The sequence below is a fragment of the Streptomyces monticola genome, assembly GCF_042665355.1.
In the GTDB taxonomy this organism is placed as follows: Bacteria; Actinomycetota; Actinomycetes; order Streptomycetales; family Streptomycetaceae; genus Streptomyces; species Streptomyces monticola.
Window position 1 is genome coordinate 15,404 of the sequence record NZ_JBHTCF010000036.1, and the last position, 24,266, is coordinate 39,669.

At 70.9% G+C, this 24,266-nt stretch carries 23 protein-coding genes; 14 read left to right on the forward strand and 9 right to left on the reverse strand.

The annotated features are described in order from the left end of the window. Window positions 1–287 precede the first annotated feature (287 nt). Window positions 288–1,811, forward strand: a complete 1,524-nt coding sequence (locus ACFQVC_RS40765) for a glutamate-cysteine ligase family protein (protein ID WP_381841235.1) — start codon at window positions 288–290, stop codon at window positions 1,809–1,811. A gap of 192 nt (window positions 1,812–2,003) precedes the next feature. Here ACFQVC_RS40765 and ACFQVC_RS40770 read toward each other — a convergent pair whose 3' ends face one another. Continuing rightward, window positions 2,004–3,767: a substrate-binding and VWA domain-containing protein gene (locus tag ACFQVC_RS40770; protein WP_381841238.1), complete on the reverse strand. Its 1,764-nt coding sequence runs from the start codon at window positions 3,765–3,767 to the stop codon at window positions 2,004–2,006. A gap of 164 nt (window positions 3,768–3,931) precedes the next feature. Between ACFQVC_RS40770 and ACFQVC_RS40775 the strand changes: the two genes are divergently transcribed. Then, window positions 3,932–4,732 carry a CPBP family intramembrane glutamic endopeptidase gene (locus tag ACFQVC_RS40775; RefSeq protein WP_381841241.1) on the forward strand — a complete coding sequence of 267 codons (801 nt, stop codon included), beginning with the start codon at window positions 3,932–3,934 and terminating at the stop codon, window positions 4,730–4,732. Between the two features lie 20 nt (window positions 4,733–4,752). Here the strand turns inward: ACFQVC_RS40775 and ACFQVC_RS40780 are convergent, their stop codons facing one another. Then, a complete protein-coding gene (locus ACFQVC_RS40780) occupies window positions 4,753–5,562 on the reverse strand; it encodes a PhzF family phenazine biosynthesis protein (protein WP_381841244.1) in 810 nt (269 codons plus the stop codon). A gap of 255 nt (window positions 5,563–5,817) precedes the next feature. On the opposite strand from ACFQVC_RS40780, the gene ACFQVC_RS40785 reads away from it, so the two are divergent. Further along, complete coding sequence (locus ACFQVC_RS40785; protein ID WP_381841247.1) at window positions 5,818–6,462, forward strand: PadR family transcriptional regulator; 645 nt, start codon at window positions 5,818–5,820, stop codon at window positions 6,460–6,462. Between the two features lie 121 nt (window positions 6,463–6,583). On the opposite strand, the gene ACFQVC_RS40790 is transcribed toward ACFQVC_RS40785, so the two are convergent. After that, window positions 6,584–7,012 (reverse strand): type II toxin-antitoxin system Rv0910 family toxin, encoded by a 429-nt coding sequence (locus ACFQVC_RS40790; protein WP_381841250.1) that lies wholly within the window; start codon window positions 7,010–7,012, stop codon window positions 6,584–6,586. Between the two features lie 195 nt (window positions 7,013–7,207). Continuing rightward, a complete protein-coding gene (locus ACFQVC_RS40795; RefSeq protein ID WP_381841353.1) occupies window positions 7,208–7,390 on the reverse strand; it encodes a hypothetical protein in 183 nt (60 codons plus the stop codon). A 279-nt stretch (window positions 7,391–7,669) separates the two neighbouring features. Between ACFQVC_RS40795 and ACFQVC_RS40800 the strand changes: the two genes are divergently transcribed. The 3 genes from ACFQVC_RS40800 (at window position 7,670) to ACFQVC_RS40810 (ending at window position 10,739) form a co-directional block, all read left to right on the forward strand. Then, the gene (locus ACFQVC_RS40800; protein ID WP_381841253.1) at window positions 7,670–8,221 is read left to right on the forward strand and encodes a Clp protease N-terminal domain-containing protein; all 552 of its coding nucleotides are present in this window, start codon (window positions 7,670–7,672) and stop codon (window positions 8,219–8,221) included. A gap of 243 nt (window positions 8,222–8,464) precedes the next feature. Beyond that, complete coding sequence (locus ACFQVC_RS40805) at window positions 8,465–9,484, forward strand: EamA family transporter (RefSeq protein WP_381841256.1); 1,020 nt, start codon at window positions 8,465–8,467, stop codon at window positions 9,482–9,484. A 349-nt stretch (window positions 9,485–9,833) separates the two neighbouring features. Beyond that, complete coding sequence (locus ACFQVC_RS40810; RefSeq protein WP_381841356.1) at window positions 9,834–10,739, forward strand: DMT family transporter; 906 nt, start codon at window positions 9,834–9,836, stop codon at window positions 10,737–10,739. Window positions 10,740–10,880: 141 nt separating this feature from the next. Here the strand turns inward: ACFQVC_RS40810 and ACFQVC_RS40815 are convergent, their stop codons facing one another. Then, complete coding sequence (locus tag ACFQVC_RS40815) at window positions 10,881–11,567, reverse strand: pyridoxamine 5'-phosphate oxidase family protein (protein WP_381841259.1); 687 nt, start codon at window positions 11,565–11,567, stop codon at window positions 10,881–10,883. A 35-nt stretch (window positions 11,568–11,602) separates the two neighbouring features. Here ACFQVC_RS40815 and ACFQVC_RS40820 point away from each other — a divergent pair, with 35 nt between their 5' ends. After that, window positions 11,603–12,934, forward strand: coding sequence for an aminotransferase class I/II-fold pyridoxal phosphate-dependent enzyme (locus ACFQVC_RS40820; protein ID WP_381841262.1), 1,332 nt, complete (start codon window positions 11,603–11,605; stop codon window positions 12,932–12,934). Between the two features lie 121 nt (window positions 12,935–13,055). Here ACFQVC_RS40820 and ACFQVC_RS40825 read toward each other — a convergent pair whose 3' ends face one another. After that, on the reverse strand, window positions 13,056–14,039 hold the full coding sequence (locus ACFQVC_RS40825) for a DMT family transporter (RefSeq protein ID WP_381841265.1): 984 nt from the start codon (window positions 14,037–14,039) through the stop codon (window positions 13,056–13,058). A 74-nt stretch (window positions 14,040–14,113) separates the two neighbouring features. On the opposite strand from ACFQVC_RS40825, the gene ACFQVC_RS40830 reads away from it, so the two are divergent. After that, window positions 14,114–15,016, forward strand: a complete 903-nt coding sequence (locus tag ACFQVC_RS40830; protein WP_381841268.1) for a LysR family transcriptional regulator — start codon at window positions 14,114–14,116, stop codon at window positions 15,014–15,016. Between the two features lie 120 nt (window positions 15,017–15,136). Here the strand turns inward: ACFQVC_RS40830 and ACFQVC_RS40835 are convergent, their stop codons facing one another. Further along, window positions 15,137–15,607 carry a pyridoxamine 5'-phosphate oxidase family protein gene (locus ACFQVC_RS40835; RefSeq protein ID WP_381841270.1) on the reverse strand — a complete coding sequence of 157 codons (471 nt, stop codon included), beginning with the start codon at window positions 15,605–15,607 and terminating at the stop codon, window positions 15,137–15,139. A gap of 205 nt (window positions 15,608–15,812) precedes the next feature. On the opposite strand from ACFQVC_RS40835, the gene ACFQVC_RS40840 reads away from it, so the two are divergent. Next, window positions 15,813–16,454 carry a cysteine hydrolase family protein gene (locus ACFQVC_RS40840; RefSeq protein WP_381841273.1) on the forward strand — a complete coding sequence of 214 codons (642 nt, stop codon included), beginning with the start codon at window positions 15,813–15,815 and terminating at the stop codon, window positions 16,452–16,454. Between the two features lie 172 nt (window positions 16,455–16,626). Here ACFQVC_RS40840 and ACFQVC_RS40845 read toward each other — a convergent pair whose 3' ends face one another. Continuing rightward, the gene (locus tag ACFQVC_RS40845; protein ID WP_381841276.1) at window positions 16,627–17,091 is read right to left on the reverse strand and encodes a Rieske (2Fe-2S) protein; all 465 of its coding nucleotides are present in this window, start codon (window positions 17,089–17,091) and stop codon (window positions 16,627–16,629) included. A 97-nt stretch (window positions 17,092–17,188) separates the two neighbouring features. Then, the gene (locus tag ACFQVC_RS40850; protein WP_381841279.1) at window positions 17,189–19,363 is read right to left on the reverse strand and encodes a prolyl oligopeptidase family serine peptidase; all 2,175 of its coding nucleotides are present in this window, start codon (window positions 19,361–19,363) and stop codon (window positions 17,189–17,191) included. A 64-nt stretch (window positions 19,364–19,427) separates the two neighbouring features. Between ACFQVC_RS40850 and ACFQVC_RS40855 the strand changes: the two genes are divergently transcribed. From ACFQVC_RS40855 to ACFQVC_RS40875, 5 genes are all read left to right on the forward strand, one after another. Further along, on the forward strand, window positions 19,428–20,279 hold the full coding sequence (locus ACFQVC_RS40855; RefSeq protein WP_381841282.1) for a HipA family kinase: 852 nt from the start codon (window positions 19,428–19,430) through the stop codon (window positions 20,277–20,279). A 38-nt stretch (window positions 20,280–20,317) separates the two neighbouring features. Then, window positions 20,318–20,704: a DUF3037 domain-containing protein gene (locus tag ACFQVC_RS40860; RefSeq protein WP_381841358.1), complete on the forward strand. Its 387-nt coding sequence runs from the start codon at window positions 20,318–20,320 to the stop codon at window positions 20,702–20,704. A 248-nt stretch (window positions 20,705–20,952) separates the two neighbouring features. After that, the gene (gene fabG, locus ACFQVC_RS40865; RefSeq protein ID WP_381841284.1) at window positions 20,953–21,714 is read left to right on the forward strand and encodes a 3-oxoacyl-ACP reductase FabG; all 762 of its coding nucleotides are present in this window, start codon (window positions 20,953–20,955) and stop codon (window positions 21,712–21,714) included. A gap of 40 nt (window positions 21,715–21,754) precedes the next feature. Continuing rightward, window positions 21,755–22,510 carry an SDR family oxidoreductase gene (locus tag ACFQVC_RS40870; RefSeq protein WP_381841287.1) on the forward strand — a complete coding sequence of 252 codons (756 nt, stop codon included), beginning with the start codon at window positions 21,755–21,757 and terminating at the stop codon, window positions 22,508–22,510. A gap of 153 nt (window positions 22,511–22,663) precedes the next feature. Further along, complete coding sequence (locus ACFQVC_RS40875) at window positions 22,664–24,247, forward strand: ABC transporter substrate-binding protein (RefSeq protein ID WP_381841290.1); 1,584 nt, start codon at window positions 22,664–22,666, stop codon at window positions 24,245–24,247. Window positions 24,248–24,266: the final 19 nt, after the last annotated feature.

Below are 24,266 nucleotides of genomic sequence, written 5' to 3' on the forward strand. Positions count from 1 at the left end.
GGACGGCTCATTGCGGGGTTTATCCCGATTCTCCGTCGCGTCGGCTGCGTGACCTCGACCGCTGTGCGTCAAGCGGTCGGCCGGTTCTCGTCGGCGTTTTTCACCAGATGTGGTCACGGCGCATCTGCGATTAGCCGCTTGCCCCGTGAATGTGCCCGGAGCCACCAGGGTTGAGCGTAGTGGGCGCCGGGCATGTGCGGGGCGTTATCGATCACATTGCCTGGGCATCATCCTCCGTGACGCAGCGGCAGGAACGGTGGGCTGCCCAATCGAGGAGGGACACTTCGATGGGGGAGAAGGTCGCAGCCGGAGCGTTCGACCTGTCCGACCGGCAACGCTACCGGCGGAAGTTGCAGCAGTGTCTTGCGGGACTTCGGAGGCTTCTCGAGGAGAAGCGGTTCGACCGTCCGCAGAATCTGATGGGCATGGAGATAGAGCTGAATCTCGTGGGGCCCGACGGGCTGCCGAGGATGTTGAATGCGGAGGTTCTACAGCGTATCTCGAGCCGTGATTTCCAGACCGAACTCGCAATGTTCAATCTGGAAGTGAATATTGCCCCGCACCGGCTTCGCGGGCGGGTTTTCGATCAGCTCGACGAGGAACTGCGCACCGGTCTCGCATATGCCCATCGCAAGGCCAATGAAGTCGCCGCCGGGATCGTGATGATCGGCATTCTGCCCACGCTCGGGCAGGACGACCTGGTCTCCGCGAATCTCTCCGACGTCGACCGCTATATGCTCCTGAACGACCAGATCATGGCGGCCCGCGGCGAGGACTTCTGCCTCGATATCCAGGGTGTGGAGCGCCTCGTGTGCAGCTCGGCCTCGATAGCGCCCGAGGCGGCCTGCACCTCTGTGCAGCTGCATCTCCAGGTCACCCCGGGCCGGTTCGCCGACGTGTGGAACGCGGCGCAGGCGGTGGCGGCGGCGCAGATAGCCGTGGGCGCCAACGCGCCCTTCCTGTTCGGGCACGAGCTGTGGCGCGAGTCCAGGCCGCCGCTGTTCCTGCAGTCCACCGACACCCGCCCGCCGGAGCTGCAGGCCCAGGGGGTCAGGCCCCGCACCTGGTTCGGGGAGCGGTGGATCTCATCGGCGTACGACCTCTTCGAGGAGAACCTGCGCTACTTCCCGCCGCTGCTGCCGATCTGTGACGACGAGGACGCGCTGCGGGTGCTCGACGAGGGCGGGGTGCCGCAGCTGGCGGAGCTGGTCCTGCACAACGGCACCGTCTACCGCTGGAACCGGCCGGTGTACGGCATCGCCAACGGCGTACCGCATCTGCGGGTGGAGAACCGGGTACTGCCCGCGGGGCCCACGGTCACCGATGTCATCGCGAACGCGGCGTTCTACTACGGCGTGGTGCGGGCCCTGGCCGAGGAGAGCCGGCCGGTGTGGGCCCGGCTGCCCTTCACGGCTGCGGCGGCGAACTTCGACGCGGCCTGCCGGTACGGCATCGAGGCCGAGCTGGAATGGCCGCGTCCTGGCCGGTTCGGCGGCACCTCGGTGCGGCCTGCCGTCGATCTCGTACGCGAGGAACTGCTGCCCCTGGCCGCCGCGGGCCTTGACGCGTGGGGCGTGGAGTCCGCCGACCGTGACTTCTACCTCGGGGTGATCGAGGAGCGGTGCAGACGGCGGGTCAACGGGGCGTCCTGGCAGGCGGCGACGTACCACCGGGCACTGGGGGACGGCCTCGGCCGGGAGGAGGCCCTTGCCGCCACCACGAGCCGCTACAGCGAGCTGATGCACGCCGGGGAGCCGGTGCACACCTGGCCGGTGGGCATCGTGCCGCGGCCCGTGGTGCCGTCGGCGTGAGTCCGCGGTCGGTGTGAGCCCGCGGTCGGAGCGGGGTCGCCGTCGGCGTGAGGTGACCGGTGCGGGGTGCGGAGGCGGTCCGCGCCCCGTACCGCGGTGTCGGTCGGCGTTCGGCGGCGTCGACCGGCGCGGGTGCGGTCCGGGGCGTGGCGGGCGTGGCCCGTGGCGGGCCGACGGCGCGGGGGAGCGGGCTCAGTTGCCGCCCGCGGCGATGATCGCCTTGAGGATGACCTCCTGCATCTGGGCCGGGTCGTCGATCTGGTGGCCCGAGCCGCCGGTCGCCGCGGCGATCTCCTTGACCTCGTCCTTGTTGGCGTCCGGGCCGACCGCGATGGCGATGAGGGGAACGGGCCGCTTGGGGTCGGTGAGGCGCTTGAGTTCGCCCACCAGAGCGCTGCGGGTGATGGAGCCCGGGTCCTGGTTGGCGCCGTCGGTGAGGATCACCAGGGCGTTGAACTTGCCCTTCACATAGGTCTTCTGGGCGTCTTTGTAAGCGGCGAGCGCGGTGTCGTACAGGCCTGTGTAGCCGGGCTTGGGCTGCAGGCCGCTGTAGGCGTCGGTGAGGCGTTCGCGCTGGGTGGAGCCCTTGCCCGCCCGGTCACCCAGGCGCTGGGTGGGCACCAGCTTCTTGTAGTCGTTCTCGCCGTCCAGGAGCGTGGAGAACTCCCAGACACCGATCTCGTCCTCCGGCGTGAACTGGTCGAGTGCCTGGATGAGGGAGGCCTTGGTGACCTCGAGGCGCGATTCGCCGCGGCTCGGCACCAACTCGCCCATGGAGTTGGAGACATCGACCACGGTGGTCAGGCGCGCGCTCTGCACCGTGATCGTCCACAGGCCGAGCGTCGACTGTACTTCCTTCGGCGCCGGCGGCTCCGCCGTGGCATCGGCGAACGGCTGCGGGGCGCGCCCGCCCGCGGCGGCGACCAGCTGGTCGGACGGGTCGCCCGCGCCCGAGCGGAAGCCGTGCTTCTCCAGGATGCCGCGGCCCTTGTCCTCGCTGAGCAGGGTCATGAACCGCAGCGCGGCCCGGCTCTCGTCGGTGCTGAGCTGCGGCTCGTCGACGAGCGTGAACGGGTAGTCCAGCTGGGGGGCGCCGTCCTCGGGGTAGAAGAGTTCGAGCTGGCCCTCCTCGCTCGCCGACGCGTTGTGCGTGAACGCGGCCTGCTCGGACACGATCAGCGCCTGGTTGCGCCGCGGGTTGCCCTGCTCGGTGCCGGAGTCGTCGCGGGCCACGGTCTCCAGGGCCTGGGCGTCGCTGTCCGAGGTCCGCTGGGCGAGCACCTTCGCGGTGGCGGCGACCTGGGTGTCGCTGCCGGGCTTGTCGGCCTGCGCCGCCGACGCGCCGATCTTCGTGAGGGCGAGCAGGCCGGTGGCGCTGCGGGCCGGATCGGCGGAGCCGAGCCTGAGCTTGTCGTCCTCGGTGGCGATGGCGGTCAACTCGGCCCAGGAGTACTGCTTCTGGGGCCAGCCGACCGACTCGGCGGCCGAGGGCACCATGCCCATGGTCACGGGCGAGGAGGCGATATTGCCCGCGGCGGTCAGCGGTACGTCATTGCCGCCGAGGCTCGCCCGGTCCACCCACAGGTCGGAGTCGGGCACCCACACCTCGAAGTCGGGGTGGCCGCCGTCGCGCAGGGTGTCGGCGACTTTGTACGCCTCCTGTGCCTGGACGCGTACGTCGAGACAGCGGCCGTCGGAGGTGACGTCCTGGTCGCGGGCGTGCTCCGCCTCCTCGCGCAGCACCGGGGCCATGTCGGGCGAGGCGACCACGTCGAGGCGTATCGCGTCCTCCTCGCAGGAGCCGCCGAAGGAGAGCAGGCCGTTGCGGGCGGCGACACCGGTGCCCGTCGCGACACCGAGCACCAGTACCGTCGCGATGGCGATGGTGCGGCGGCGTGCGCGGGGACGCGACTGTGCGTCCGGCGCATAAGGGTCGGGCGAGTTGTGACGTCCCATGGCGGTGGTGCCCCTCCTCGGATGACGAAGCAAGGAAAAGGGGGAGTACGCCTCCTGTGGCGTACCGTCCCCCTCGGCCTGTCGCGCACGATCTTCGTACCTGCATTCGAGACCCTAGTGGGGCGAGGATGGGGATGAGGCGGGATTGAACAGATGGAGGAAGTGTGCAGGCGGAGGTCGGGCCAGTGGCCGGTTCTTTTCTTCAGGAGCGGCCGTCGAGGCGGATCCTCCGGAACGAGACGCTCCTCGTATTGGCGCTTTCGCTCGGTGCGAGCGGAGTGTCCGCGCTGATCAGCTTTGTCGGATCGGTGACCAAACCGGGCGGTCTCAAGGATCAGGCGGCCACTCTCAACGCCTCGGCGGCGCCCGGACGTCCCTGGCTTGATCTCACCTGGCAGTTGTTCGGTATCGCCACAGCGCTGGTGCCGGTCGCACTGGTCGCGCATCTGCTCGTACGTGAACGGGCCGGCCTGCGCGTCATCGGCTTCGACCGCACCAGGCCCTGGCCGGACCTGGGGCGCGGTGCGGTGATCGCGGCGGGCATCGGCTCCACCGGGATCGCCTTCTATCTGGCGGCCAGGGCCCTCGGGTTCAACCTCACGGTGGTGCCGGAGGCGTTGCCCGACGTGTGGTGGAAGTTCCCGGTCCTGATCCTGTCCGCGGCACAGAACTCGGTGCTCGAAGAGGTCATCGTCGTCGGCTATCTGCTGCGCCGCCTCGACCAGTTGGGCTGGTCGCCGACGGCCTCACTCGCGGCGAGTTCGGTGCTGCGCGGCTCGTACCACCTCTATCAGGGCATCGGCGGCTTCATCGGGAACATGGTGATGGGCGTCGTCTTCGTGCTGCTCTACCGGCGCTGGGGCCGGGTCGGCCCGCTGGTCGTCGCGCACACACTGCTCGACGTGGGGGCGTTCGTGGGATACGCGCTGCTCGCGGGCAAGGTGGGGTGGCTGCCCACGGCGTGAGGCGGGCCCAAGTGGCGGCTTCAGGCGCGCAGTTCACCCTCGATGACGGTGACCGCCAGGCCGGTGAGCAGGGTGCGCTCGCCTCGTAGCGCGGTGCGCACCAGGCCGGAGCGCGGCGATGCCTGCAGACCGGTCAGCTCCTCGCGGCCCAGGCGCGGCGACCAGAACGGGGCCAGAGCGGTGTGGGCGCTGCCGGTGACCGAGTCCTCGTCGATGCCCACGCGCGGGAAGAAGCAGCGCGAGAGGTAGTCGTAGCCGCGGGCGGGGTCATCGGCGCGTGCGGTCGCGATGATGCCGCGCTTGGAGTGGGCGACGAGCGCCTTGTGGTCGGGGGTGAGGGCGCGTACGACCTGCTCGTCGGCGAGTTCGAGCAGCAGGTCGCCGACGAGGGGGCCGGTGTCGTACGCCGCCAGCGGTTCGGTGCCGAGAGCTTCGGAGACCCCGGCGGGCAGGGGCACTTCGGTGAGCTGCGCGGTGGGGAAGTCGAGGGTGAGGGTGCCGTCGTCGTGGGCGGTGGCGGTGAGGACACCTGAGCGGGTGGCGAAGCGGACGGGGCCCTTGGCGGCGCCGGTGGAGCGCAGCACGTGTGCGGTGGCCAGAGTGGCGTGGCCGCACATGTCGACCTCGGTCGCGGGAGTGAACCAGCGCAGCGCCCACTCGGCCTCACCGCCCGGCGGCAGCGGGTGCGCGAAGGCGGTCTCCGGATGGTTCACCTCCCGGGCCACGTCCTGGAGCCAGTCGTCCGAGGGGAACGAGTCCAGGAGGAGCACGCCGGCCGGGTTGCCGGTGAAGGGGCGGTCGGTGAAGGCGTCGACGATCCGAATCTTCATGACATCGACGCTACGGCCTCGGTGTTTGTGCAGGCCAAGGCCAATTCCGGGAATCTGGCCCTCTTTGGGGCGCGTGGCGTGACGGTGGGGAGCTCGGGGCTCAGGGCTCGCGTAGCTGCGGGCGGGGTTGTCATCCGAACAGTTCCGATATATCGTTGAGGCATCGCGAGCGATACGTGATGGATCATGAGAGCTCGCGAGCAATGCCGATCACTGTGATCGGCGACGATCAGCAACGAAAAGGAAGTGATTGTCATGCGTTCCCACGGACACGGACATGAGCATGAGCACGGACGGGGTCACGGCCCCTTCGGACCCGGCGAGCGCGGTCGAGGCCGCGGCGGCTGGGGCGAGTTCGAGGGCCGGCGTGCGGCCTTCGGCCCCTTCGGGCCCGGCTTCGGCGGCCCCGGTGGACCCGGTGGCCCCTGGGGTGGCCGCGGTCGCGGCGGCGGTCGGGGCAGGGCGCGGCGCGGTGATGTGCGCGCGTCGATCCTGGCGCTCCTGAAGGACCGTCCGATGCACGGCTACGAAATGATCCAGGAGATCGCCGAGCGCAGCGGCGGGGCGTGGAAGCCCAGCCCGGGGTCGGTCTACCCGACGCTGCAGCTGCTCGAGGACGAGGGCCTGATCACCAGCGAGAGCGAGGGCGGCAAGAAGCTCTTCTCGCTCACCGAGGCCGGCCGCAGCGCGGCCGACGAAGGTCCCGACGCTCCTTGGGAGGATGCGGGCCGCGGCGTCGACTGGGAGACGGTCAACGAGATCCGGCAGGCCGGCTTCGGTCTGATGGAGGCCTTCGGGCAGGTCTGGAAGACCGGCTCGACCGAGCAGCGGCAGAAGGCGCTCACGGTCGTCAACGACGCCCGCAAGAAGCTGTATCTCATCCTGGCCGATGAGGACTGAGCGGCGGCGCGATCAGGTGAACAGGGCGGCGTTCCCCGCATGGTGCGGGGAGCGCCGCCTTTGGCTTGCCGAAGCGGGGGAGGTGCCGTTGTCGGCGCGCCAGGGGCCGAGTGCGGAGCGGTCAGACCGCGAGGGCGTTCAGCTTGCGCAGCGACTCGTTGAGCGCGGCGGTCGCGGAGTCCTTGAGCTTGCCCGCCATCAGGGAGACGGCTGCGCCCGTGAACTCGCCGTCGATACGGACCGTCGTGGCCGCGCCGTCGGGTACGAGTGAGTAGCGCGTGCCGACGTTCACACCCATCGGGCCCTTGCCCCTGATGGCGAGCGTGCTGCCGGTCTCCAACTCCTCTACGGTCCAGGTGACTTCCGCCGGGAAGCCCATGAGCTTCATGTTCTCCTCGAAGGTGCCGCCCTTTTCGAGCGAGGTCGGGGCTCCCTTAGGGAACCCGGTGTGGGTCGTGCTCCACTCGCCATAGAGGGAGAAGTCCGTGAGCGTGGCCCAGACCTTCTCTGCGGGCGCCTCGATCCGCGCTTCGGCGGTGACTTCGGCCATGTGCGACCACCTCTCTCGTCGGGCGCTGCGGCGGACGCAGCTGGGGTGTCGCGGAACGTAGCGGCGGGGCCCGGAACTTACAAGACTGACGGGCCGTCAGGAATGGTGAAGCCCGTGACGGACGTGCGGCGGCGGGGGCCGGCGGCAGTGGAGCGGGCTGGTGCGGGCGTGCGCGAGGGTTCGCGAGAGTGCCGTTCACGCCTGCGCGAGACTGCCGATGTGGCGTATGACCGCGGCGTCGAACAGATCCGATGCGCGCGGGAAGGGGCCTTCGTCGTGGCAGTGCCACGCCTCCCAGAACAGATCCGCGAGCAGCGCGTCCGGTGGTGCGTACACGCGGTAGACGTACTGCTTGCCGTCGACCGCGGGTAACGACACCAGCCAGCAGCCGCACTCCTCCGCCTGCCGGGCGCGCGCCGCCGCGGTGCGGGTGGTGCCGTGCGGGCCGGAGGGCATCGAAGGGTCCTTCGTTGGGAAGAGGGCAGTTGCCCGGGTGCCGGAAGGGACGAGCGCCGGGCGGTCGGCGGTTGCGTAAGGGGAGCGAAGCAAGGCGGCGCGCGCCCCTCGGGGAAGAACGGTTGGATCTCATCCGTAAGGAGGAGAACCCGTACATGCATCCCCAACCTGTGTCGGACGCACAAATGCTCCCCGCCGGGGATGCTTCGGCCGTACGTGGCTGATGAGGTGGGGGTTGTGCATAGCCCCACCCCGGCCGCTCAGCCCGGCCCCACCAGCGCAGACACGGACGACCGGCTCAGCGACGAGCTGACGTCGGTGGTCGCCGGTGCGCGCAGGCGGGCCGTGCGGGACGGTGACGGGCAGATCGACACCGCGCATCTGCTGCATTCCCTCCTGGAGTCCGATCCGGCGGTACGCGAAGTCTTCCGTGGCGGCGACCAAGTCGCCCGGCTCCTCGGCTATCTCGTCCAGCGAACGATCGGATATGGCCTGCAATGGCAGGGCACGGTGGAGGATTCCGGTGCCGTGCCCGTGGTGCGGGAGGCCGCGGGGTGGTCGCCGGCCGCGGCCACCGCGATGGAGGCGGCCCTGGAGCGGGCCGTGCGGCGCGGTGAACAACGGGCCGCGGGTATCGACCTGTTGGCGGCCCTCGCCCGCGACTCCGAGTGCAGGGCGGTCGACGTGCTGTGCCGCGCGGGAGTCGATCCGGAGGCGCTCGCCCTGCGGATCGAGCAGGGTCCACAGGGCTGAGGCGCGGGGCGCCCGAGGCCGACTTCTCGGACCGGAACCCACGAACGCCCGAGGCCGACTCCTTGGACCGGAACCCGCGGATGCCCGAGGCCGACTCCTTGGACCGGACCCGCGAATACTCGCTGGGGACAGCGCTGCGGACCCATGTATCTCGCGGCTGCGGACCCATGTATCTCGCGCCGTCTCGCGCACTGAGATGTCAGGGGTATGGGTGGTGACGCTCATTACTGAGGCTGTCATGATGTGCCGGTGTCTACGTCTCAGGGGATCAAGGAGAGCGGGGGGAGCACGGGCCGCGGAGTCGGCCTCGGGCTCGCTCTCGTCTCGGCGTTCGCGTTCGGCGGTTCGGGAGTCGCGGCCAAACCGCTGATCGAGGCGGGTCTCGACCCGCTGCATGTCGTTTGGCTGAGGATCGCCGGCGCCGCCCTGATCATGCTGCCGTTCGCCTGGCGTCACCGGGCGCTCGTGGTGAACCGGCCCGCACTGCTCGCCGGGTTCGGTCTCCTGGCCGTCGCGGGCGTGCAGACCTGCTACTTCGTGGCGATCTCCCGTATCCCCGTCGGGGTCGCCCTGCTCATCGAGTACCTCGGACCCGCCCTCGTACTCGGCTGGATCCGCTTCGTACAGCGCCGCCCTGTGACCCGCGCCGCCGCGATCGGTGTGGTCCTCGCCGTCGGCGGGCTCGCCTGTGTCGTCGAGGTGTGGGCCGGGATGCGCTTCGACGTGATCGGGGTGCTGCTCGGCCTGGGGGCGGCGGTCTGCCAGGCCGGTTACTTCATCCTCGGCGACCACGGAAGCGACGCCGGCGAGAAGGCTCCGAACCCCCTCGGCGTCATCGCCTACGGACTGCTCATCGGCGCCGCCGTCCTCACCGTCGTGGCCAGGCCCTGGACCATGGACTGGTCGGTCCTCACCGGCCGGGCCGACATGGACGGAACGTCCGTGCCCGGACTGCTGCTGCTCGGCTGGATCGTGCTGATCGCGACGGTCCTCGCGTACGGCACCGGAGTCCTCGCCGTGCGCAGGCTCTCGCCGCAGGTGGCCGGGGTCGTCTCCTGCCTGGAGGCGGTCGTGGCCACGGTGTTCGCCTGGATCATGCTGGGCGAGCATCTCTCGGCACCGCAGATCGTCGGCGGCGCGATGGTGCTCGTGGGCGCGTTCATCGCGCAGAGCTCCACGCCCTCCAAGCCCGGAGCGGGGACCGTGGCGGGCGGGATGCCGGACCGGGAAAGCCAGTTGTCGGCCTCGCGGACCTCGGCATAAGGTCCCGATCATGCACTCGAACGCACTCGTGCTTCCGCCGCCTGCCGCGTAACGCGGGCGGCTCTCACGCAGAGGATTCCACCCGGCCGTGCGCCGGGGCGACGACGGCTGCCCGCAGACGACAGTCCTGCTGTTCTGTCTTCCGCGGAGAAGTCACGTGTCGAATGCCGTTTCCTCCTGTTCTTCCAGTTCTGATTCTCCTTCCGGGGCCGCCGCCTCTTCTGAGTCCCGTTCTGTTGCCTCTGCGCCTGCCTCTGCGCCTGCGGCTGAGTCTGAGTCTGCGTTTGGGTCTACGCCGACGTCCGCCGGCCGGGATGTAGCTGGCGCCGGGGCAACTGCCGCTCGCGCGCTGTCCGTCGGCCGCGGGCTGCTCTATCTGATCGTCGCGGGCGCCGCCTGGGGCACCGCGGGGGCCGCCGCCTCGCTGGTCTTCCGGGTCAGCGACCTCGGGCCGCTCTCGCTCTCGTTCTGGCGGTGCGCGGGCGGGCTCGCGCTGCTGCTCGCGGGCGCGGTGCTGCGCCGTGGCCGGCGCGGCCGCGGGCGGATGCGGCCCGTGCGGATCGCCGTGCTCGGGGCGGCACTGGCCCTCTTCCAGACCGCGTACTTCGCGGCAGTCGAGGCGACCGGGCTCGCCGTCGGTACCGTCGTGACGCTCGGCGCGGGGCCCGTACTCATCGCTCTCGGGGCGCGGTTGACCCTGGGCGAGCGCCTGGGGCGCGGCGGTGTGGCGGCGGTCGTGGGCGCCCTGGCCGGGCTCGCGGTGCTCGTACTCGGTGACGGCGGGGCGACGGTACGTCCGGCCGGTGTGCTCCTGTCGGTGGTCTCCGCCGCCGGGTACGCCGTCATGACGCTGCTCACCCGCTGGTGGGGGCGGGACGGCGGAGGCGGTGACTCCTACGCCACCACCACCTGGACCTTCGCCGTCGCGTCGCTGTGCCTGCTGCCGTTCGGCGCCGTGGAGGGGCTGTTGCCGCAGACCGCCCAACCCGGCGTCGTCGTCGGGCTGTTGGTGTACGTCGCCGCCGTGCCGACCGCGCTCGCCTACGCCCTGTACTTCGCCGGGGCCGCCGCCGTGCGGTCCGCCACGGTGTCCGTGGTCATGCTCCTGGAGCCGGTGAGCGCGGCCGTGCTCGCGGTGCTGCTGCTCGGTGAGGAACTGACGGTGGCCATGGTGGCGGGCACGCTCCTGATGCTGGCCGCGGTGGCGGGACTCGCGGTGGCCGAGACGCGCGGGGCCGGGGACACGCGCGCGTAGTGCCTGCGGGCACGCGCGCGTGGTGACGGATTTGGCGCCACGCGCGCGTGCCCGGTGAGGCGGCCGGTGTTACACGGTCCGGCGGGTCCGGCGGGCTGGCGGTCCGGAGGCCCGGCAGTCCGGCAGTCCGGCAGCCCGTCGTCACAAAGCCCGCAGGTAGTCCGGCAGTTCGATGCCCGGGGCCAGGTCGTCGGCCGGGACCGGGGCGCCGTACGCGGAGGTGAGCGGGATGACGCCGGTCCAGTGGGGCAGGCCCTGGTCCTCGGGGTCGTCGTTGGGGCCGCCGGTCCGCACCTTCGCGGAGACTTCGTTCAGGTCGAGGCTGAGGACTGCGGTGGCGGCCAGCTCCTTGGTGTTGGCCGGGCGTGAGTCGTACGAGCGGCCCGGCACCACGTGGTCGACCAGGGCGTCCAGGGCCTCGCGCTTCTCCTGGGGGTCGGTGACCTGCTGGGCGGTGCCGTGGACCACCACCGAGCGGTAGTTGAGCGAGTGGTGGAACGCGGACCTGGCCAGGACCAGGCCGTCGACATGCGTGACCGTCAGGCACACCTGCAGGCCCGGGTCCGGCTTGCCCGCGGCGCGCAGCGGCCGGGAGCCGGTGGAACCGTGCACATAGAGGCGGTCGCCGACCCGGCCGTACAGCGTGGGCAGGACGACGGGCGCCCCGTCACGGACGAAGCCGAGATGGCAGACATAGGCCTCGTCGAGTATCGAGTGGACCAGCTCGCGGTCGTACGAAGCGCGCTCCTTGGCCCGGGTGGGGACGGTCCGGTCGGTGGGCGTGTAACCGGTGGCGGCGGCCGACGTCACGGTCATGGCGTACTCCATTGCGTAATTGATTGCACTAGTGCATACTTGGCTTTGTGCTAGGAGAGTATCGGATCACGGGTCGGCGCGCAGCCGAGATTGCCGCCTGCGTCGAGCGCGGAGTGGCGGGCGGAGAGCTCGCACCGGGCCAACTGCTGCCTCCCATGCGGGAGTTGGCGGCAGATCTCGGCGTCAATCCCAATACCGTCGCGGCCGCCTACCGCACCCTGCGTGAGCGCGGGGTCATCGAGACGGCGGGCCGCCGGGGCAGCCGGGTGCGGGCCAGACCCGCGATCACCGCGCGGGACGCGATCCGGGTCGAGGTGCCCGAAGGGGTACGGGATGTGTCGACGGGCAATCCGGACCCGGCGCTGCTGCCCTCGCTCGCCGGAGTGCTCGGCGCGGCCGGTGAACGCTGCGACCGGGACCCCGTGCTCTACGGGGACGCCGCGGTGGAGCCGGAGTTGGCGCGCATGGCGCGAGCGGACTTCGACGCGGACGGAGTGCCGGCCGGGCCCGTCGCCGTGGCCTCCGGATCCCTGGACGCCATCGAGCGCGTGCTCGCCGCGCATCTCAAGCCGGGCGACGCCGTCGCCCTGGAGGACCCGGGCTGGGGCAGTCTCCTTGATCTGATCCCGGCGCTCGGCCTGCGCGGCGTCCCGGTGGGCGTCGACGACGAGGGGCCGCTGCCCGACGACGTGGAGCGCGCGCTGCGGGAGGGGGCCAGGGCCATCGTCGTCACCGATCGCGCCCAGAACCCCACCGGCGCCGCGGTGAGTGCGGCACGCGCGCGTGCCCTGCGTTCGGTGCTGGCCGCGCACCCCGAGGTGCTGCTCATCGAGGACGACCACGGACACCGCATCGTCGATCTGCCGCTGCACCCGCTCGCCGGCGCCACCGACCGCTGGGCCGTGGTGCGTTCGATCGCGAAGGCGTACGGCCCCGACCTGCGCCTGGCCGTGCTCACCGGGGACGCCGTGACCGTCGACCGGGTGAGCGGACGGCAGCGGCTCGGCCCCGGCTGGGTCAGCAGGCTGCTGCAGTACGCGGTGGTCGGGCTGTGGTCGGAAAAGGCAGTGGACGCGCGCGTGGTGGCCGGTTCGTACGGAGAGCGGCGGGACGCACTCATCGGGGCGCTCGCCCGGCGCGGGGTGACCGCGCACGGCCGCAGCGGTATGAACGTCTGGGTTCCGGTCGCGGACGAGACGGGCGCCGTCGCCCGGCTCCTGCACGCGGGCTGGGCGGTCGCGCCCGGGGCGCGCTTCCGGATGAGTGCGGCACCCGGGCTGCGCATCACCGTTTCGCCCCTCGCGGCCGCCGAGATCGAGACGGTGGCCGACGCGGTGGCGGCCGCGGCGGGGGGCGAAACGGTCCGCCGCTTCGGGTGAGACGGGCTGGGGGGAGAGGCGGGGCGGTGCTTCGGCGGAGACGGGTAGGGGCGGTGCTTCGGCGGAGACGAGGAGAGGGGCGATGGCTCGACTCCGGCCCGGGGCCCTGGCGGACACGGACTCAGCGCCGTGTTCTGGCCTGGGTCAGTGCCGCCCCCGCGATCACGATCAAGGCGCCCACAGGAGTCGACCAGGCGAGCCGTTCACCGAGCAGGGCGACGCCCGCGGCGGTGGCGATCACCGGGATGAAGTACGTGACCATCTGAGCCGTCGTCGGGCCCACCTCCGCCACCAGGCCGTACTGCAGCAGCACGGCGAGCCCGGTGCCGAGCGCGCCGAGGGCCACGACGGCGAGCAGCGGCAGGACCGCGAGCCGGGTTGGCAGTGAGGTGAACAGCGGTGTCATGACGGCCAGTTGGACCGTGGCGAGAAGCAGCTGGGCGCCGGTCAGGGAGAGGTGCGAGTGCGAACTTCCGGCCAGGGTGCGGCGCACGTAGATCCAGCCGACCGGGTAGCTGAGGGAGGCGAGCAGTGCCATCGCCGTACCCCCGAAGTCCAGGCCGTGGAAGCCCTGCCAGGCGCCGAGCACCGTGAGCACCCCGAGGAAGCCGAGGCCAAGGCCCGCGACGCGCCGCCGGGTCGGCCGGTCCTCGGACAGCGCCACGAGTGAGAGCGCCATGCCCCACAGGGGTGAGGTGGCGTTGCAGATGCCCGCGAGCGTGGACGGAATCGTGAGCTCGGCGTAGGCGAACAGGGAGAACGGCAGGGCGTTGAGCAGGAAGGCCGCCACCGCGAGATGGCCCCACGTGCGCAGGCCCCGCGGCAGCCGCTCGCGCTTCCAGGCGAGCGCGATGCCGAGTACCGCGGTGCCGAACAGGAGCCGTCCGAAGGTGACTTGGAACGGCGCGTACCCCTGCGTACCGACCTTGATGAGCAGGAAGCTGAAGCCCCAGATCAGCGAGAGGGCGGCGAAGCGGATCCGCCAGTCGACGGTGGGCCGGGGCGCGGGAGCGGCCGCGGCCTCCGGTGCGGAGGGGGAGGGAGAGGTGGTGACGCAGGTGGTACGCGGTGTACGCGACGTGCGGGACGGGGTGACGGAGGCCATGGGTCTCACCCTGGAGCAAGGAATCTCGTAGCACAATCGAGATTCTGTCCGGCCAATCGCGTAGCATTGCTTACATGTTGAACCTGGAGCGCCTGCGGACCCTGGATGCCCTGGCCCGGCACGGCTCGGTGAGCAAGGCCGCCGCCGGTCTGCACGTGACGACGTCCGCGGTGTCCCAGCAGATGACCAAGCTGGAGCGCGAAGTGGGCCAGCAGCTCCTGGCCAAGAACGGCAGGGGAGTGCGCCTGACGGACGCCGGGCACCTGCTCGCCGAGCACGCGGGGCGGATCCTCTCGCAGGTGGAGCTGGCCCAGTCCGATCTGGAGGCGCAGCGCGGCCGGGCCGTCGGCGAGCTGCGGATCGCCGGGTTCCCGACGGCCGCGCGGGGACTGTTTCCGGCGGCGCTCGCGGCGCTGCGCGCCGACCACCCGGGCCTTCGGGTGCGCTCGCAGGAGATGGAGCCCGAGGTGGGAGCGGCCGCGGTGGTCCGCGGCGACCTCGACCTCGCGGTCGTCCTCGACTGGTACAACAAGCCGTTGCCGGTGCCCGAGGGCCTCGCCAAGGCCTCTCTCCTCGACGACCCGGCCGATGTGGTGGTGCCCGCGGACCATCCGCTCGCCGCGCGCGCGGAGATCGACCTCGAGGAGCTCGCCGAGGACGACTGGATCTGCTGGCCCACCGGTGCCTACTGCTCGGACTGGCTGCTCTACACACTGCGGGCCAAGGACATCGAGCCGCGCGTGTGTCACTACGCCGAGGAGCACCACACCCAACTCGCCTTCGTGGCCGCGGGACTCGGCGTGTGCATCACGCCGCGCCTGGGCCGCGGCAGCCTGCCCGAGGGTGTGCGTGTGCTCCCCGTGCGCCAGGGAGTGCGGCGTCATGTGTACGCGGTGTGGCGCGCGGACGCCGATCGCAGGCCGTCGATCAGGGCGGCGGTCGCGGCGCTGCAGGCGGCGGGCGAGGCGGTCGCCTGAGGGGTGAGGGCGCGTGTTCCTTCCGGTGGCCCGCCCCGGTCGGCGGGGCCGGATCCTTGCTCGGCGGGGACCTGCTCGCTCCGCCCCCCGGCGGGACCTGCCCGTTCCGCCTCGTGCCGCCTACCCCAGCGTCGCCAGTTTCCGGAAGTCCCAGGAGGCGATCGCCTCCGGGGTGAGCCGCATCCAGGCGTGCCGGCCGTCGTGCGGCATGGAGTCGATCCCGAAGTTCTTGCGCGCGAACAGCCGCTCGATCGCGTCGAGTTCGGGGTGCGGCTCACCGGTGCGCGGTGCCTCGCCGACGAACTCCACGGAGCCGGAGAGCTCGGCCCCGCGCAGCTCGCCGTAGTCCTCGCCGTCGTCCACGACCACGGCGATCCGCGGGTCACGGCGCAGATCGGCCCAGCGCTTGCTGCGCGTGATGGAGTACAGCCACAGAGAGGTGCCGTCCCAGGCGAACCAGAGGGTGCTGACATGCGGGGCACCGTCCGCCGATACGGTTGCGACCCGGCAGGTGCGCTGCTCGCCGAGGAACGCGTCGAGCTCGTCCGGCGGCATCATGATCTTGCGGCCCCTGCGCTGTGTGACGGCCATGCGTCCTCCGAATCCGTGTCCCGGAACCGGCCTCGGATGACTCGATGGGCCCGCCCCGTCAACGTAACTGACTATGTGTCAGAAAAAGTATGGCGCCAGCATGGAGTGTCTTCCGCCGGTACGCAATGGGGGCTACCCTCCGGCGAACCCACGGCCGGTGAAAGCAGCCGCGGCCGGCGAAAGCAACAGCGACAGGGGGAGCCTCATGCCGTCCAGCGAACAGCTCGCCGAACTTCTCGATCCCGCCACCACCGCCCTGCTCACGGTCGAGTGCCAGCAGGGCGTCATCGGCACGGAGAGCGCCCTGCCCGAACTCGCCCAGGAGATGCGGGAGTCGGGGGCGCTCGGCAATGTGGCCCGGCTTGTCTCCGCCGCGCACGCCGCTTCCGTGCAGGTGATCCACGCGGTGGCGGAGCGGCGGCCCGACGGCCGGGGAGCGGGTCGTAACGCCCGGCTCTTCCGCGCTGCCGAACGCCTTCCCGTGCAGCAGCTGTCCGGCACCCGGGCCGTCCGGGTCGCGCCGCCCATCGAGGTGGCCGAGGAGGACCTTGTCGTGCGCAGGCTGCACGGCCTCTCGCCGATCGCGGGCACGGATGTCGACCCGCTCCTGCGGAACCTGGGCTGCCGCACCCTCGTCGTCACCGGCGTCTCGGCCAATGTCGCCATACCCAACACCGTGTTCGACGCGGTGAATCTGGGCTATACGGCCGTCGTGGCGTCGGACGCCATCGCGGGAGTGCCGTCCGACTACACCCCCGCGATGATCCGCAACACCCTCGCCCTGGTGGCCACGGTCAGCGCGACCGACGAGATCCTCGCGGCCTGGAAGCACCCCCGCAGGGCCTGAGGCGGGGGTGGGCCAAGGGGGCGGGGGTGGGTTCAGGCCGCGGGCGCGTTCGCGTCTCGGACCGGCCCTTGGATGCGTTCGTGCCTCAAGCCGGCCCTTGGATGCGCTCACGTCTCAGGCCGGCCCTTGGATGCGCTCACGTCTCAGGCCGGCCCTTGGACGCTTGCGTGCCTCAGGCCAGTTTGATCTCGTCGCCCGACACCGTGATCTTCGTGGCGGGCAGCGGCTTGGTTGCCGGGCCCTTCTTCACGCTGCCGTCCGACGGGTCGAACTTGCTGCCGTGACAGGTGCAGTTGATGGTGCCGCCCGACACCTCCTTCAAGGGGCAGCCGCGGTGTGTGCAGGTCGACGAGAACGCCTTGAACTGCCCCTCCGACGGCTGGGTGACCACCACGCCCTGGTCCTTGAACACCTTGCCGCCGCCCTTGGGGATGTCCGCCGTGCTGCCGAGCGAGCCACCGTCCGCATCGCCGGTGTCACCACCGCCCGTGGCGCCGCCCGAAGTGCCGCCTTCCGAACCGGAGTCGTCTGATCCGCCGCACGCCGTCAGGGCCGCGGCGAGCCCCGCCGCGCCCGCGGCGGCGACGAAGACGCGCCGGGACGGTTCGTTCGGAACGGACTCCTGTGCAACGGCCATGCCGTCCTCCCGCATCGTGAGGGTGTGTGCAGCGTGTACGGCTCTCGCGCCGTGTACGGATCTCCACTCGTACGTACGCGGTACCGCGCGGTGTCGTTCAACGTTCCAATGACTTCTTAAGGAAGTCGAGCTCATGGCGCAACAGCGTGTCGGCAAGCCCTTCGCCGCCGGCGCGATGTGAAGCGTCGGCCAGCGGCAGGACACTGTGTGGCCGCCCTGCGCTCAGCAGTGCGGCGGAGAAGCGCAGCATGTGCGCGACCACCACGTTGTCGTCCGCGAGGCCGTGCATCAGGAGCAGCGGGCGGGTGAGGCGGTGGGCGTGGGTGATGGGGGAGCCGTCGTCGTAGATGTCGGGGCGTACCTCGGGGTGGCCCAGGAAGCGTTCCTTGCCGTACGTGTCGTAAAGGCGCAGATCGGCCACCGCCGCTCCCGCGGACGCCGCGTGGAAGACCTCGGGCCTGAGCAGGACCGCGCCCGCCGCGAGATAGCCGCCGAACGACCAGCCGCGGATCGCGACCCGGTCCAGATCGAGGTCTCCGTACTGCTCGGCGGCGGCGTGCAGCGCGGTCACCTGGTCGTCGAGCACGGGGGTCAACTGGTCGCCGTGGATGGCCCGTTCCCAAGCACGGCCGCGCCCCGGAGTGCCGCGCCCGTCGGTCACCAGGACCGCGAAGCCCTGGTCGGCGAACCACTGCGAAACCGTCGCATGCCAAGTCCTGGCCCGGAGCGCGAGCTGCAGGGCGGGTCCCGCGTACGGGTTGACCAGGACCGGCAGCGGCCCGGCGCCCGGCTTGTGCCCGGTCGGCAGATACAGCAGGCTGCGCAACTCGCGCTTGCCCAGGCGCAGATGGGCGGGCGCGGGACGCACCAGAGGCCGGTGGGTCAGGACGTCGATGCGCCCCAGCTCCTTGCCACCGCCGAGACCGCCGAAACCGTCGAGACCGCCACCACCGCAGTCGCAGTCGCAGTCGGCGTCACCGTCGCCGCGCAGCACCCGCACCACCTCGCCGTCATGCGTGCTGCTCTGCAGGACCAGCGTGGGGCCGCCCAGGGCGGCGGTGTGTGTGCCCGGCTCCTCGCTGATCCGTGTGAAGCCGTGGCCGGGTGCGTACGACCACACATGGATCTCCGTCGGCTCCTCGCTCGCCGTGAAGAGGACCTGTTCGCCCGAGGTGCCCAGAACCGCGCGCACTTCGAGGCCGGGCGGCGTGCACATGTCGCCGATCTTGAGGCCGTTGGTGTCGTCCACGGCCCAGGGGTGCACATGGGTGCCGGATCCGGTGCGCGCGGGCGTACCGGGCAGGGTGCCCACCCACGCCGGGTCCCGGCGCCGGCGCAGGAGTTCGGTGGCGCCCGTCTCGGGGTCGACGGCGCAGGTGTACTCCGTGCGCTGGTCGCGGCTCTGCACGCAGACGAGCGGTCCGTGCGCGTCCCAGGAGACGCTGGTGACGTACTCGAAGGCGGTGTCCGTCCACTCGCCCGCCGGATGGTGCTCCGGATCCGCCGCCTTGGGGAGGCGTATGTCCACCCGCTCGCCGTCCAGGCCCAGGATGTGCAGGCTCGTGCGGGCGTTGGCGGTGCCTGTGGCGGGATACCGGATGGGCCGTGGCGGCCGCCCGGGGTGGGCGGGGTCGGCCAGATACCAGCGGGTGACGGGGGAGAGGTCGACGCGGGCGGCGAGTACGGCCGAGCCGTCCGGGGCCCACCAGTAGCCGCGGTGCCGGCCGATCGACTCGGCGGCCGTATGGTCGGCGAGGCCATAGGTCACCGCCGCGTCCTCGGGAGCCGCGAGCAGCCGGTCGTCCGTTCCGTCGGCGCCCACGACGCGCAGGGAGCCGTGGGCGACGTACGCGATCACGGAGCCGTCCGGTGAGGGGCGCGGGTCGAAGGCGGGGCCCGCCGTCGGAATCCGCTGCGGAATGCCGCCGTCCGTCGTGACCACCCACAAGGCGCCGCCGAGCGAAAACGCCACCACGCGCGCGTGCCGGTCGGTCGCGTACGCCACCACACCCTCGGCCGACTCCCGCGCCCGCTCCCGCCGGACCCGCTCGGCCTCGGGAACCGTGCCGCCCCGGTTCAGGACCGCGGCATCGGCGACGATCCGCTCGGCGCCGCCCTCGTACACCCAGAGTCTGTTCACCGGGTCCTCGCCGCCGGTGGAGCGCAGGAACAGCACCCGCTCGCCGTCCTGGGAGACGGTGCAGGAGCGGGGCGCCCCGAGCGTGAAACGGTGGGTGCGGGTGAACTGGAGAGGGAAGTCCGGTGTGTCCATGGCGGGCACTCTGACAGGGAAGAATCCGGTCGGACACCCCGAGTCCCGACAGTAATGTGGGCCCATGCTCACCGAAGTCACAGCGACTCGCTACGTCACGCCCTTGCGTGAGGGCGGCTCGCTCCCCGGGATCGTCGAGGCCGACGATCTCGGTACGTACGTCATGAAGTTCACCGGCGCCGGACAGGGCCGCAAGACCCTGGTGGCGGAGGTCGTCTGCGGGCAGCTCGCGCGCCGGCTCGGCCTGAGGGTGCCCGACCTGGTGCAGATCCAGCTCGACCCGGTGATCGGTCTGTCCGAGCCCGACCAGGAGGTGCAGGAGCTCCTCAAGGCCAGCGGCGGCCTCAACCTCGGCATGGACTATCTGCCGGGCTCCCTCGGCTTCGACCCGCTGGCGTACGAGGTGAGTGCGGAAGAGGCGGGCCGTGTGGTCTGGCTCGACGCGCTGATCAACAACGTCGACCGGTCCTGGCGCAACCCCAACATGCTGGTCTGGCACGGCGACCTGTGGCTCATCGACCACGGCGCCAGCATGATCTGGCACCACAACTGGCCCACCGCGCAGAAGTCGGCGGCCAAGCCCTACGACGCCTCCGACCACGCTCTCGCGCCGTTCGGGCCCGATGTCGCCGCAGCCGCAGCCGAGCTCGCCCCGCGCGTCACCGAGGAACTGCTGACCGAGGTGGCCGCCGACGTACCCGACGAGTGGCTGGTCGACGAGCCCGGCTTCGACAGCCCCGACGCACTGCGCCGCGCGTATGTCGAGGTGCTCCACGCGCGCGTGCAGGGGCTTGCCGAGCGCGTCACCCTCGGCCCGCGCGCCGAGCGCAAGGCGTCCAACGCACCGGGCTGGCTCACCGAGCACGCCACTCCCTGGCCCCACCCCACCAAGAGCAAGAAGGGCGCGGGCGAGTGAGCGAGCGCGACGGTCGTGATGTGCGTGAAGCGCGCGATGTGTGCGCCGGGCGCGATGTCTTCGAGTACGCGCTGCTGCGCGTCGTGCCGCGGATGGAGCGCGGCGAGCAGTTCAACGCGGGCGTGGTGGTGTACTGCCGCGCCAAGTCGTTCGTGGCGGCCCGCACCCACCTCGACGAGGGCAAGCTGAGGGCGCTGGACCCGGGCGCGGACGTCACGGGCGTATGCGCGGCGCTGCGGGCCGTCGAGGGCATCTGCCGCGGCGGTGACGACGCGGGCCAGGCCGCCCGCGACGACGCCGGGCGCCGGTTCAGGTGGCTGATCGCCCCGCGCTCCACCGTCGTACAGCCCGGCCCCGTGCACACCGGTCTGACCGCCGACCCTGAGGCGGAAGTGGAGCGCCTGCTCGACCTCCTCGTGCGCTGACCACCGCGCTGCCGCACCTGTCGCCACGGACACAAGGAAGCCCCTGCTCGTACGCACGGCAGGGCAATCGGCGCCAAGATGAAGCCCTGCCGCCCAGTGGGCCGTTGACACCGGGTGCCAGGGCTTCTAGCGTCTCGTCTGCTGAAGGTACTAAGCGGTCGCTCACCTCCGGGTCGAGTCACCGGCCGGGTGCCGGACCGCGAGAGCCGCATTCCTAGGGTGCATTTCAAGGGCGAGGGAGAACCAGCATGTCCACCACCGAGCAGCGCGTAGCCGTCGTGACCGGAGCCGCGCGTGGCATTGGCGCGGCCACCGCGATCCGACTGGCCGCCGAGGGCCGCGCGGTCGCCGTCATCGATCTCGACGAGGCCGCCTGCAAGGACACCGTGGAGCAGATCACGGCGAACGGCGGCAAGGCCATCGCCGTCGGCTGCGACGTCTCCGACGAGGCGCAGGTCGAGGCGGCCGTCGCGCGGATCGCGACCGAGCTCGGCGCGCCCACGATCCTCGTCAACAACGCGGGCGTACTCCGCGACAACCTGCTCTTCAAGATGAGCGCCACCGACTGGGACACGGTCATGAACGTGCACCTGCGGGGCGCCTTCCTGATGTCGAAGGCCTGCCAGAAGCACATGGTGGACGCGGGCTTCGGCCGTATCGTGAACCTGTCGAGCTCCTCAGCGCTCGGCAACCGCGGCCAGGTCAACTACTCCGCCGCCAAGGCCGGTCTGCAGGGCTTCACCAAGACCCTCGCCAAGGAGCTCGGCAAGTTCGGCGTCACCGCCAACTCCGTCGCCCCCGGCTTCATCGTCACCGAGATGACCAAGGCCACCGCGGACCGCGTCGGCATGGGCTTCGAGGACTTCCAGGCCGCGGCCGCCACCCAGATCCCGGTGCAGCGCGTCGGCCGGCCCGACGACATCGCCAACGCCATCGCCTTCTTCACCGGTGACGCGGCGGGCTTCGTCTCCGGCCAGGTCATGTACGTCGCCGGCGGCCCCCTCAACTAGCGCTGCCGCGCCCCCTCAACCGACGCGAAGGACTGGGAACATGACGGTGCAGGACAGCGGGAAGGCCGCGCTCGTCACGGGTGCGAGCCGCGGTATCGGATACGGCATCGCCGAGGCGCTCGTCGCCCGCGGTGACCGGGTGTGCATCACCGGGCGCAATGAGGACGCCCTCAAGGAAGCGGTCGAGAAGCTCGGGGCCGACCGGGTCATCGGTGTCGCGGGCAAGGCCCACGACGAGGCCCACCAGGGCGAGGCCGTGGCGCGGGCCATGGAGGCCTTCGGACGGGTCGACTTCCTGATCAACAACGCCGGCACGAACCCCGTGTTCGGGCCGATCGCCGAGCTCGACCTGAACGTGGCGCGCAAGGTGTACGAGACCAATGTGATCTCCGCGCTCGGCTTCGCCCAGCAGACCTGGAAGGCCTGGCAGTCCGAGAACGGCGGGGCGATCGTCAATATCGCCTCCGTCGCGGGCGTCTCGGCCTCACCGTTCATCGGTGCGTACGGCATGAGCAAGGCCGCCATGGTCAATCTGTCGCTGCAGCTGGCGCACGAGTTCGCCCCCAAGGTGCGGGTCAACTCCATCGCGCCCGCCGTGGTCAAGACCAAGTTCGCCCAGGCCCTGTACGAGGGCCGGGAGGAGGAGGCGGCCGCGGCCTACCCGCTCGGCCGGCTCGGTGTGCCCGAGGACATCGGCGGCGCCGCGGCGTTCCTCACCTCCGACCAGTCGGACTGGATCACGGGGCAGACGCTCGTCGTGGACGGCGGCATCTTCCTCAATGCGGGCGTCGGCTGACGAACCGCGCAAGGCGTTGCGTAGGTCCATCTAGCGGGCCGAATGAGACGTCTCCGTACATCAAGTGCCCTGCCAGGCCTGAAGGTTGGCCCGGCAGGGCGCTGCGGTAAGGTGCGCCAACCCCCCTGGCGTGGTTGATCGAGGAGCGTGCGCGTGTTCAACCGGACCCGAAGTCTGCAGGCCGCTGCAGCTCTTGCGTCCATATCCCTGCTCTCTGGATGCGGTCTCGTGACGTCCGACAGTTCGGACGAAGAGCAGAACATCGTCGTAGGCACCACGAGTGCGCCCAGCACCCTCGATCCCGCTGCCGCCTGGGACGGCTCCTGGGAGCTGTACAGGAACGTCTACCAGACCCTGGTGAGCTTCCCCACCGGCTCGGCGACCCCCGAGCCCGACGCGGCCGAGGCCTGCGAGTTCACCGACGAGTCGAACACCGCGTACCACTGCAAGCTGCGCGAGGGCCTGAAGTTCTCCGACGGCGACACGCTCGATGCCAAGGCCGTGAAGCACTCCATCGACCGCATCAGGAAGATCGGCGTCAAGGGCGGCCCCGAGGGCCTGCTCAGCAGCCTCGATCGGGTCGAGACGCAGGGCGACCTGGATGTCACCTTCCATCTGGGGAAGTCGGACGCGACCTTCCCGTTCGTGCTCGCCACGCCGGCCATGTCCATCGTGGACCCCAAGGAGTACCCGGCGGACGCCCTGCGCAAGGGCAACAGCATCACCGGGTCCGGTCCCTACGTGATGGACTCCTACAAGGACGACCAGAGCGCGGAGCTGACCAAGAACCCGAACTACAAGGGCGCGGCCGAGCGCAAGAACAACGGCGTCACCATCCGCTACTTCCAGGACTCCGCCGCCATGGTGAGCGCCCTGCAGAAGAAGGAGATCGACGTCACCTTCCGCGGTCTGACCGCCCAGGACGTCGTCGACCTGCAGGGCAAGCAGGCCAACCAGCAGGGCCTCCAGCTGGTCGAGGGCGCCGGCACGGAGATCCGCTACCTGGTGTTCAACCCGAAGGACCGCTGGGCGAAGAACCCCGCGGTGCGCAAGGCCGTCGCGCAGGTCATCGACCGCGGCGCCATCGCGCACAACGTCTACAAGGACACCGTCGAGCCGCTGTACTCGATGGTCCCCTCCGGCGTCGCGGGCCACACCACCGGGTTCTTCGACAAGTACGGCAAGCCCAGCGCCGACAAGGCGAAGTCCATCCTCTCCGACGCCGGCATCGACAAGCCGGTCCCGCTGACCCTCTGGTACACGACCGACCGCTACGGCTCCGTCACCAAGCCCGAGTTCGAGGAGATCAAGCGCCAGCTGGAGTCCTCCGGGCTCTTCGACGTGACCATCGAGGGCCGGCCCTGGAAGCAGTTCGAGAAGGGCTTCCGCGGCGGCGAGTACCCGGTCTTCGGCCGTGGCTGGTTCCCCGACTTCCCGGACCCGGAGAACTTCATCGCGCCCTTCGTCGGCGAGCGCAACAACCTCGGCACGCCCTACGCGAGCCCGCGCATCACCGACCAGCTGCTGCCCCAGTCACGCCGTGAGACCGACCGCGGCGCCGTGGTCGAGGAGTTCGAGCAGGCGCAGGACATCCTGGTGGACGACGCCCGGCTGCTGCCGCTGTGGCAGGGCAAGCAGTTCGTCGCGGCGAGTGAGGAGATCGCGGGCGGCGAGCGTGCCCTCGACCCCTCGACGATCATGATGATGTGGGAGCTGAGCCGGAAGACCAGCTGGTAGGCGCCTGTTGATGTGGTGA